This is a genomic window from Aquabacterium sp. A7-Y, from assembly GCF_026153205.1.
Taxonomy (GTDB): Bacteria; Pseudomonadota; Gammaproteobacteria; order Burkholderiales; family Burkholderiaceae_C; genus Caldimonas.
In genome coordinates this window covers 1-9038 of sequence record NZ_JAPFBW010000069.1, presented here as the reverse complement: position 1 = coordinate 9038, position 9038 = coordinate 1, and the positions used below count along the sequence as shown (strand labels likewise).

The following is a 9038-nucleotide window of genomic DNA, read 5'->3' as shown; positions in this document are numbered from 1 at the left end:
GGAAGGGCTCGTACCGCAGTGCGCAGCACGGAGGTCACCCAATGAGCCCCGCCCGGCCGCCCGAAGGGGCTCGTACCGCAGTGCGCAGCACGGAGGTCACCCAATGAGCCCTGCAGTCGGCCCAGCGCCCGAGGACGACGGCGGGACACGCCGGAAACAAGAGACAGGAGGAAGCGATGGGATGGACTGACACCATGCACCGGGCGATCGATCGCCTGGCCCGAGCCCCCGGCTTGCGTTCGGCGGGCGAGCGCGCCTACTTGAAGCGCTTCGTGAACAATGTCGACGCCAACCTCTTCCACGGCGTCTTCGACAGCTTTGCGGCGGCAGCCGCCAGCGCGCCGTCCAACCGGCCGGTGGGCTACGACAACGAAGGCTCGGCCAACCTGGCCTACCTCAGCCGCATCTATCCCACCGACTATGCCGCGCTGTTCTGGCTGTCGAACTCGCTGGCCGAGGGCCTGCGCTCGGTGTTCGATCTCGGCGGCCATGTCGGCATCAAGTACTACGCCTTCCGCCGCGCCATCGACTACCCCTGCAACTTCAAGTGGACGGTCTGCGACGTCCCGGCTGTCGTCGCTCGCGGACGTGAACTCGCCAGCCAGCGCGACCCCGAACACGGCCTGCATTTCACCGACGACTACCGCCAGGCCAGCGGCTGCGATGTACTGTATGCCTCCGGCAGCCTGCAATACCTGCCGCTCACGCTGGCCGACCTGCTCGCCACCCTGCCCCGGCGCCCGCGTCGCCTGGTGGTCAACCTGACCCCGATCCACCCGTCGCGCTCCTTCTACACGCTCAACAGCATTGGCACCGCGTTCTGTGCCTACCGGGTGCAATCGCACGACGAGTTCGTTGACGCGGTGGTCGCGCGGGGCTACGAACGGCGCGACGAGTGGGAGAACGTCGGCAAGGCGCTGAGGCTTCCCTTCGAGGACGGCTACGACGTCGACAGCTACTCCGGCTTCTGCTTCGACCATCGAGGCTGAAGCCGACTTCGTGCCCGAGACCCGCCCCCGGACCTGACCAGCGGGACCTGCGCCCGGCGCTGCGGCCACTCTTGTGTTTGCGGCGACGTGAATTCCCGCTTCATCGGGCCATCCGGATCACCGAGGTGAGGTGATCCGCCTTCCGTTTTTCTACATCCATTTGCAAGTCTTATACATGGAGCCCTATGCGGGTGCGGGCCCGGGCTTCTACAGTCCTCCTCGTCACCCCTCGAACACGGGGGCCATTGAAGTCCTCCAGCAAGGCGGGTCGGGATGGCTTCGTTCCAGCGCGGTGTGCGAGATGTGGGGTGCCGGAGGGTCGGCACCTTGTTGTTGAGCTGTATTTCATCTGGTCGGAGGTCAGTCATGTCAGCGTCCCACTCGTCGCTCCACCGGCCCCTCCCGCTTGTGGGTCAGTCCGGTGGCGCGGCGCCGCGTCGGCATCCTGTCCGTCACTTCGACGAGCGCTCCGCCCGACCATGACACAGCGCGGCCAGCTTCACATCACCGCCGGGTTGCACCGCGGCGCGCCTGCCCTGCCGGTGGGCACGGAGACCGCCTGCGTGATCGGCAGCGATGCGACGCTGTGCAGCGTCGTGCTGGCCGACCCGGGCGTGGCCGGGCGCCACTTCGAGCTGTGCAGCGTCGACCAGACCATCCTGTGTCGGGCGCTCGACGGCGCGGTCAGCGTCGACGGCAACGAACTGGCGCCGGGCCAGTCCTGCCGGCTGGCCGCCTACCAGCAGATCCGCTGCGGCGACGCGATGCTGACCTTCGTGCCCGCTGGCGACACCACCACCGGCCGGGCGACGCTGCCGGAACAGCGCCTGACGCCGCGACAGAAGGCGGTGCTGCGCGCCCGCCACCTGGTGGAGCGCAGCCGCCAGATGAATCCCTATGCCTTGCTGGCCGTGCTGCTGCTGGGAACGGCCGGCTGCATCGGCGGCGTCTATGCCGCGATCTCGATGTCCTTCGGCCCGCCCCGGCTGGCACCCGGTGACCTGGCGCGGGCGCAGTCCTGGCTGCGCTCGGTGGCGCCGGCCGGCAGCGAGCTGAGCATCCGCAGCGAACCCGGCTCCAGCCGCTACGTCATCGAAGGCTGGGTCCTGACGGGCTACCACCTGCAGTCGCTCGAAGCGGTGCTGAGGGAGTTGCCCGAAGCGCCGCTCAACCGCGCGGTCTCGGTCGAGCAGCTGCTGTCCTCGGTGGCCCGCCTGGCCGCGCTGGAGGGCGTCACCTGTCTCACCACCTACCGGGGCGCCGGGCAGGTCGCCTGCACCAACGAGGTGAGCGACGACGCGGCCGCCCGCCGGCTGGTGCAGGCCAGCCGCGAGATCCCCGGCCTGGCGCGGCTCGGCGTCAAGGTCGCGTCGCCGCAGGTGGTGGCCCAGCCGGCACCGCCTCCACCTCCGGCGGCATCGGCCGCCGAGCCCCCGCTGCCCAAGGCGCTGCACCGCAAGTTCGCGGTGATCCTCAGCCGCAAGGGGCGTTACCTCATCACCGAAAACGGCGAACGGTATGGAGAGGGCGACACCTTCGACGGCTTTCTCATCAAGACCATCGAACTCGACCGTGTGCTCTTCGAGCAGGGCGAGCGCCAGTTCAGCTTCCAGGTCGCCCAGCTGCGCTGAGCACCGCTGCCCCCACATCCATGATGAACCCCACCCTCCAGACCCCGCCCCTCGACGCGCTCGGCGAGCTCGGCCTGCGGCTGCACCAGGACCACGAAGGCAGCCTGCTGGCGCAATACCTCGAGACCTTCGACACCGGCCTGCAGAAGAGCCAGGCCCGCCTGGCCCTGCCACTGCCGCCGGCGCAATACGACGAGGCCCGCGCCATCGCACGCAGTGCCGAGCTGGCGCGCGAGGTCGTACTGGCGGTCTGGCACAGCCTGCACCCCGGGGGCAGCGTCCCCGCTTCAGCTTCAGTTTCCGTGCACGACCGCGGTCGTGATTTTTCCGTGTGACCCTCAGGAGAAACGTGATGTCCGTCGATTCTTTGATCAGCAGAGTCGGTACCGCCTACACCCAGGCCAACGGCGTGGTGGAAGGCGCCAACGCCGACGACCCTGTCTCCATGCTCAAGGCGCAGAAGGCCATGAGCGAGTACCAGGTCTTCATGACCGCCGCCAGCGAAGTGGTGAAGGCCCTCGGCGAAGGCGCCAAGGGCACCGCCAAGAACATGTCGGTCTGAGCCCGGCGCCCTGTCCGTGTCGATGACACCCTTCGACCCGGTGACGCCCGCCACGCCCTCAGGGGGCGCGGCGGCGCTGTCGCGCCCGCTGCGCTCGCTCGGCTCCTCGGAGCTGCTGGAGCGTATTGCCGAAGCCGGCTTCCTGGCGAGCGAGTGCGGCTTGCACATGCAGGCCGAAACGATCTTCTCGGCGCTGGCGGCCGCCAAGCCCGGACACCCCTCGCCGCTGATCGGCCTGGCGCTTTCGCATGCGCGCATGGGCCGGCTCGACGGCGCCATCGACGAGTTGCGCGCCGTGGTCGAGCGATGCCCCGACAGCGACATGGCCCGCGCCATGCTCGGCACCCTGCTGGTCCATGCGCAGCAGCCGGGGGCGCTGCCGCTGTTCGAGGCCGTGATCGCCTCGGGGCGCGACAGCTCGGCGGTCAACGTCGCTCGCGGCTGCCTCGAACTGGCGCGCGCCCTCGATCCCTCGGCCGGGCCGGCGGACCCCGGCATCACGCGTCCGCCCCTCAACATCAGGCCCTAGCGGCCTGCCCACTTCCAAGCTCGGAGAGCCCCCATGGAGATGTCCCAAGCCGCCAGCCTCGCCGCCGTCATGCCGGCCGCGGCACCGGTTTCGCCTGCCGGCGCGGGCGCTGCCGGTCCCGGCCGGGCCGACGCCGTCGCCCGCTTCGAAACCCTGCTGTATGCCCCCGGCGGAGCCACGCCGGCCACCACGGCCGCGCTGGACCCGACGTTGTCGGGCACGGCATTGCAGAACACCGGCGGCGTCCGCGCCTGGGCGCATGGCTTGTCACAAGACTGGCGCAAACTCGAAAGCTCGGTGGCGCGGCTCTCTGCCACGCAGGAGCTGTCGGCACGCGACCTGATGGCCTTGCAATACCAGGTGACCACCGCCTCGGTGAGCCTGGAGCTGTCGTCCAAGTCGGCCGGCATGGTCGAGCGCGACGTGCAGTCGCTGTTGCAACGCAGTTGAGGCCGCGCCCCGCCGCCTTTTTTCATGTGTCGTTCCCCAAGTCCGGATCGCCCGGCACGCGGAGTGTGAAGTTCCTCGATGAAACTGCCCGAACACCCTGGCCCCGCGCCTGCTGCTGTCAGCCGCCTGGGGCGCTGGCTGATGCTGGTGCTGCTTTGCCTGGCCTTGCAGGCGTGCAAGCAGCCGGTCTACGACCACCTCACCGAGCAGGAGGCCAATGAGGTGCTGCTGACGCTGCTCAAGGGCGGCGTCGATGCCGAGAAGCGGGCCGGCGAGGAACAACGTTTCAGCGTCTGGGTCGACGAGTCGAGCATGGCCACCGCGCTGGAGCTGCTCAACGCGAATGCCCAGCCGACCCGGGAGTACAAGAGCCTGGGTGACGTCTTCGCCCGCAACGGTCTGGTGTCCTCGCCCAACGAGGAACGCATCCGTTTCATCTACGCGGTCGAGCAGGAGCTCTCGCGCACGCTCGCCCACATCGACGGCGTGCTGGTGGCGCGCGTGCACGTCGTGCTGCCGGCGTCCGACCCGCTCTCGCTGCAGGCCAAGCCGGCCTCCACCTCGGTGTTCATCAAGCACCGCGCCGATGTCGACATGCAGGCCGCCCTGCCGGCCATCAAGGACCTGGTGGTGCGCGGCATCGAAGGGCTGACGGCCGAGCATGTCTCGGTCACCTTCTTTCCTTCGCGCAACACCGTCGCGCCCAACGCACAGCTGCCGGTGACGCGCTTTTTCGGCGCGCTGGTGTCGCCGTCCAGTCTGCCGCTGCTGTGGGCCTTGATGGGTTTGCCCTGGGTGCTGGCCATCGTGCTGCTGGTCGCGCTGCTGCGCGCGGCGCAGATCCGTCAGGCCCTGGCGGCCTGGCTCAACCGGCGCGGCGATCGGCGGCCCGCGGCGCCGGCCGCGGCCGAGGACTCGCCGGGCTGGCTCAATACCGCGCAGGACGTCTGACGATGCACGACCGCGTCCACCGCGCCCCTTCCACCCTGCCCGGCGATACGCCCCTGGTCGAGGACCGGCTGTTCGACCTGCAGCTCAAGTTCAACCTGCTGCCGGCGCTTTACGCCCATCCGAGCTGGATCGACCGCCTGACCGTGGACGCGCTCGGCAGCCCGGCCCCCAGCCTCAAACCGGTGGTCTGGCGGCCGGTCAGCGCCTTCGCGACACGCCGGCTGTCGGTGCGGCTGCTGGACGCGCACGGCATCAACGGTCTGGTTGATTTCGACTTCAGCGACCGCGGCAAGCGCCTGGCCCTGCTGGGCGGCGAGCAGCTGGTCGAGGTGGCCGCGCTCACCAGCGCGGTGGTGCTGCGCGACCGGCTGCGCACGCTGGTCCGGGCCGAGCAGGTGGCTCACCTGCAGCGGACCATGGGAGCGCCGGTGCATGGCTTTGCCTTGCGCTGGCAAGGCCAGGGTGGCCCCGAGCTGCCACCCGCGGTGCTGGAGGCGGTCGGCAGCGGGCTGAGCCCGCAGGCCGAACCGGGGCGCTGGCGCAGCGGCGCCCTGCGCCTGCTGCTGTCGGCCATACCGCCGCTGGCGCTGGCGGTGTGGCGCCGCCTGCGGCTGAAGCTGCCGTCCGACTGGATGGCCCCGCTGCTGCCCTGGCGCCTGCGCGAAACACAGCGCCTCGCGCTGGCCGACCTGGCCACCGAGGTGGTGCGCCAGGCGCTGCCCGGCCATGCCTGGCTGCTCGCGGACGCCGCCCTCGAAACCACACACCGGACACTCTCATGAGCCCCGCCCGACCGCCCGAAGGGGCTCGCACCGCAGTGCGTAGCACGGAGGTTATCGAATGAGCCCCGCCCGGCCGCCCGAAGGGGCTCGCACCGCAGTGCGTAGCACGGAGGTTATCGAATGAGCACCGTCACCCACATCGACAACGGGCGCTTGCTGGCCGGGACGGGCCCCATCATCAAGCGCGACAGCTTCAGCGCCACGCTGCGTGCCGAAGCCGCCTACACCTTGGCGAAACAGCAGGCCGAAGCGCTGCTGGCGCGCCAGCAGGAGGCCTGCGAGGCCGAACGACGCAAGGCCTGGGAGGAAGGCTACGAGGCCGGGCGCGAGGCCTTCGCGGCCCAGATGACCGAAACCGCCGCCCGCATCGAGTCGGCCTGGCTGGGCCTGGAGGGCCGCATCGTCGGCTCGGTGGTCGATGCGTTGGAGCGCATCCTCGGCGCCATGCAGCCGCGCGAGCGCCTGGTCGCGATGGTGCGCCGCACCCTCGCGGCGGTGGACCACGAGCGCCCGCTCAAGCTGCGCGTCGCGGCCGCCGAGGTCACCCTGGTCAACGCGGAGATCGAGGCCATCCTGCAGGACTTCCCGCGCGTGCAACTGGTCGAGGTGCTGTCCGACCCTGACGCCGAGCCCGGCACCTGCGTGCTGGAAAGCGCCTACGGCCGCATCGACGGCAGCCTGCGCACCCAGTTGCTGGCGGTGCGGGCCGGCCTGGTGCAGGCCTTTGTCGGCCGCCGCGAACAGGCCCGCCCGGCCCGCGAGGACAGCGTGTGAACACCCCCACCCCCCGCGGCGACGACGCCAGCTTCGACAGCCTGGCCGGTACCGGCTTGTCGCGCTACCTGGCCGACGCCCTCGACGGCGCCCTCTCGACGGTGGCCCCGGTACAGGTGCGCGGCCGGGTCCGCCATGCCGGCGGCACGCTGGTGCGAGCCACCGGCGTCAGCGCGCGCATCGGCGACCTCTGCGAACTCGTCAACCCTGGCGACCCCTGGCGCCTGCGCGCCGAGGTGGTCGGCATCGCCGACGAAGAGCTGGTGCTGGCGCCGCTCGGCGAACTGACCGGCCTGTCGGCGCGCACCGAGGTCAGCAGCCTGGGCCGGCCGCTGATGCTGCGTGTCGGGCCGCAGTTGCTCGGGCGCGTGCTCGACGGCCTGGGCCAGCCGGCCGACGGCCTGGGGCCAATCGCGGGCCAGGCCGAAGTGCCGGTGCAGGCGCCGGCGCCTGATCCGCTCAAGCGCCGCCCGGTGGCACGCGCCTGGCGCACCGGCGTGCGTGCCATCGATGCCTTGCTGACCTGCGGCGAGGGCCAGCGGGTCGGCATCTTCGCGCCCGCCGGCGCCGGCAAGAGCAGCCTGCTGTCGATGATCGCGCGCGGCTGCGCCTGCGACGTCATCGTCGTCGGACTGATCGGCGAGCGCGGCCGCGAGGTCGGCGAATTCATCGGCCAGTTGCTCACCCCGGCACAGCGCGAGCGCACGGTCTGTGTCGTCGCCACCTCGGACCGCCCGGCCGGCGAGCGCGCCACCGCGCCCTGCACGGTCACCGCGATCGCCGAGTACTTCCGCGACCAGGGGCAGAACGTGCTGCTGCTGCTCGACTCGGTCACCCGTTATGCGCGCGCGCTGCGCGAGATCGGCCTGGCCAACGGCGAACCGCCCACCCGGCGCGGCTACACGCCCTCGGTGTTCTCCGCCCTGCCCCGCTTGTTCGAACGCGCCGGCCAGGGCGAGCGCGGCGCCATCACGGCCTTCTACACGGTGCTGGTCGACGACGACGCGACCGGCGACCCGGTTGCCGAAGAGGTGCGCGCGACGCTCGACGGGCACATCCTGCTCTCGGCCGAGCTGGCCGAGGCAAGCCACTTCCCCGCCATCGACGTGCTGGCGAGCCGCAGCCGCGTGATGCGGCACGTCACCACCCCGGCGCATCGCGACCTCGCCGATCTCGCGCGCAGCCTGCTGAGCAAATACAAGGCGATCGACATGCTGCTGAAGATGGGCGAGTACCGCAGCGGCAGCGACTCGCTGGCCGACCGCGCGGTACGCTGCCACGAGCCGCTGCAGCGTTTCCTGCGCCAGGACCTGGGCAGCGCCGGCGGCAGCCTGGAAGACACGCTGCGCCAGTTGCGTGCGGGAGTGGGAGCATGAGCGCCCGGCACGGCCGCTCCGAACGCGGCGCTGGCGTCCCCTCGCGAAGCGAGAGGGAGCACCCATGAGGGCCGCCCTCCAGGCCGTGCTGGAGGCGCGCCGCCACCGGCTGGCGCAGGCCGAGGCCTTGCTGCGTGCCAAACGGCAGCGGCTCGCCGAGTTGGCCGCGCAGATTGCGGCGCTCGACGACGAGGAGCGCCAGATCGGCGCGGTGATCCAGGCCTGGGAGACCCAGTGGCGCGAGTGGCTGGCCGAGCAGGGCCGGCCGATGCAGGGCAAGTCCTATGTCGACCACCACATGCAGCTCACCGTCTGGCTGACCGACCTGCGCGAGCAGCGCCAGGAGGTGATGCCCCAGTACCTGCAGGCCCAGCAAGAGGAACAGAAGGCGCGCCGCGAGGTCGCCACCCAAACCGCCCGGCTGGACCGCCTGCAAGGCCTGCTCGCGCGCCTGGAGCAGCAGTACCGGAGCCGCCTCTCCGCCGTCCAGGAAGAACAGGTCCAGGAGGTGCTGGCGGCGCGTCTGTACGCGATGCGCCTGCTCCAGCCTTGAGGCCGCGCCCCAGCTCTTGTGCCCGAAGTCCTTGTCCCGACCGTCCCAGATTCAAGTCCCAAGCCGTCCACACCACATGCCACCGCTGCCGCCCGAACCGCTGAGCCCCCGGCCGCTGCCGGCCACCCCCGCCGTGTCCCGCCCTGCGCCGCCGGTCGGCGCTGCCGCGTCCCGGTCTGCCGGCCATCCGGCCGGCCCGGCAGCCCTGCGCTTTCAGGCCTTGCTCACCACCCCGGACACCGTAGCCGAAGCAAACACCGCAGCGCCTCGGTCTGAAAGCGCCGAGGCGTCCCGATCGCCCGAGGGCGCGCCAGCCCCGGCCGCGTCCCGGTCCCCCACAGCCTCCGCGTCCGACCGGCAGGCCGAGCGCTGGACCGAGGCCTTCGAACGCGAGCTGCAGGAGCCGGGGCGTGCGCGCCTCGACCGCCGCGGCCCTGCTCG

The 9038-nt window shown here is 71.1% G+C and carries 11 protein-coding genes; all 11 read left to right on the top strand.

Annotated elements, in window-relative coordinates; all coding sequences use genetic code 11:
* Positions 1-176 precede the first annotated feature (176 nt).
* The 11 genes from OOT46_RS30440 to OOT46_RS30390 all read left to right on the top strand — a co-directional run bounded on the left by OOT46_RS30440 (position 177) and on the right by OOT46_RS30390 (position 8597).
* Entirely contained in the window at positions 177-989 is an 813-nt protein-coding gene (locus OOT46_RS30440) for a methyltransferase, TIGR04325 family (protein ID WP_265407377.1), read from the top strand.
* A 479-nt stretch (positions 990-1468) separates the two neighbouring features.
* Positions 1469-2620: an FHA domain-containing protein gene (locus OOT46_RS30435; protein ID WP_265407376.1), complete on the top strand. Its 1152-nt coding sequence runs from the start codon at positions 1469-1471 to the stop codon at positions 2618-2620.
* A 23-nt stretch (positions 2621-2643) separates the two neighbouring features.
* Positions 2644-2955 carry a hypothetical protein gene (locus tag OOT46_RS30430; protein ID WP_265407375.1) on the top strand — a complete coding sequence of 104 codons (312 nt, stop codon included), beginning with the start codon at positions 2644-2646 and terminating at the stop codon, positions 2953-2955.
* Between the two features lie 17 nt (positions 2956-2972).
* The gene (locus OOT46_RS30425) at positions 2973-3182 is read left to right on the top strand and encodes an EscF/YscF/HrpA family type III secretion system needle major subunit (RefSeq protein WP_265407374.1); all 210 of its coding nucleotides are present in this window, start codon (positions 2973-2975) and stop codon (positions 3180-3182) included.
* A gap of 22 nt (positions 3183-3204) precedes the next feature.
* Complete coding sequence (locus OOT46_RS30420) at positions 3205-3711, top strand: tetratricopeptide repeat protein (RefSeq protein ID WP_265407373.1); 507 nt, start codon at positions 3205-3207, stop codon at positions 3709-3711.
* 33 nt (positions 3712-3744) lie between these two features.
* A complete protein-coding gene (locus OOT46_RS30415; protein WP_265407372.1) occupies positions 3745-4161 on the top strand; it encodes a hypothetical protein in 417 nt (138 codons plus the stop codon).
* Between the two features lie 78 nt (positions 4162-4239).
* Entirely contained in the window at positions 4240-5112 is an 873-nt protein-coding gene (gene sctJ, locus OOT46_RS30410; protein WP_265407371.1) for a type III secretion system inner membrane ring lipoprotein SctJ, read from the top strand.
* A 2-nt stretch (positions 5113-5114) separates the two neighbouring features.
* A complete protein-coding gene (locus tag OOT46_RS30405; protein WP_265407370.1) occupies positions 5115-5894 on the top strand; it encodes a SctK family type III secretion system sorting platform protein in 780 nt (259 codons plus the stop codon).
* A gap of 120 nt (positions 5895-6014) precedes the next feature.
* Positions 6015-6668, top strand: coding sequence for a type III secretion system stator protein SctL (gene sctL / locus OOT46_RS30400; protein WP_265407369.1), 654 nt, complete (start codon positions 6015-6017; stop codon positions 6666-6668).
* A 56-nt stretch (positions 6669-6724) separates the two neighbouring features.
* Positions 6725-8044, top strand: a complete 1320-nt coding sequence (locus tag OOT46_RS30395) for a FliI/YscN family ATPase (RefSeq protein WP_416136281.1) — start codon at positions 6725-6727, stop codon at positions 8042-8044.
* Between the two features lie 64 nt (positions 8045-8108).
* Positions 8109-8597 (top strand): hypothetical protein, encoded by a 489-nt coding sequence (locus OOT46_RS30390; protein ID WP_265407367.1) that lies wholly within the window; start codon positions 8109-8111, stop codon positions 8595-8597.
* The last annotated feature ends 441 nt before the right edge of the window (positions 8598-9038 follow it).

Excerpts from the sequence above, each read along its gene's own strand:
- sctJ (WP_265407371.1), top strand. The coding sequence starts at position 4,240 with ATGAAACTGCCCGAACACCCTGGCCCCGCGCCTGCTGCTGTCAGCCGC.
- OOT46_RS30405 (WP_265407370.1), top strand. The coding sequence starts at position 5,115 with ATGCACGACCGCGTCCACCGCGCCCCTTCCACCCTGCCCGGCGATACG.
- OOT46_RS30420 (WP_265407373.1), top strand. The coding sequence starts at position 3,205 with ATGACACCCTTCGACCCGGTGACGCCCGCCACGCCCTCAGGGGGCGCG.
- OOT46_RS30425 (WP_265407374.1), top strand. The coding sequence starts at position 2,973 with ATGTCCGTCGATTCTTTGATCAGCAGAGTCGGTACCGCCTACACCCAG.
- OOT46_RS30430 (WP_265407375.1), top strand. The coding sequence starts at position 2,644 with ATGAACCCCACCCTCCAGACCCCGCCCCTCGACGCGCTCGGCGAGCTC.
- sctL (WP_265407369.1), top strand. The coding sequence starts at position 6,015 with ATGAGCACCGTCACCCACATCGACAACGGGCGCTTGCTGGCCGGGACG.
- OOT46_RS30390 (WP_265407367.1), top strand. The coding sequence starts at position 8,109 with ATGAGGGCCGCCCTCCAGGCCGTGCTGGAGGCGCGCCGCCACCGGCTG.
- OOT46_RS30415 (WP_265407372.1), top strand. The coding sequence starts at position 3,745 with ATGGAGATGTCCCAAGCCGCCAGCCTCGCCGCCGTCATGCCGGCCGCG.
- OOT46_RS30440 (WP_265407377.1), top strand. The coding sequence starts at position 177 with ATGGGATGGACTGACACCATGCACCGGGCGATCGATCGCCTGGCCCGA.
- OOT46_RS30435 (WP_265407376.1), top strand. The coding sequence starts at position 1,469 with ATGACACAGCGCGGCCAGCTTCACATCACCGCCGGGTTGCACCGCGGC.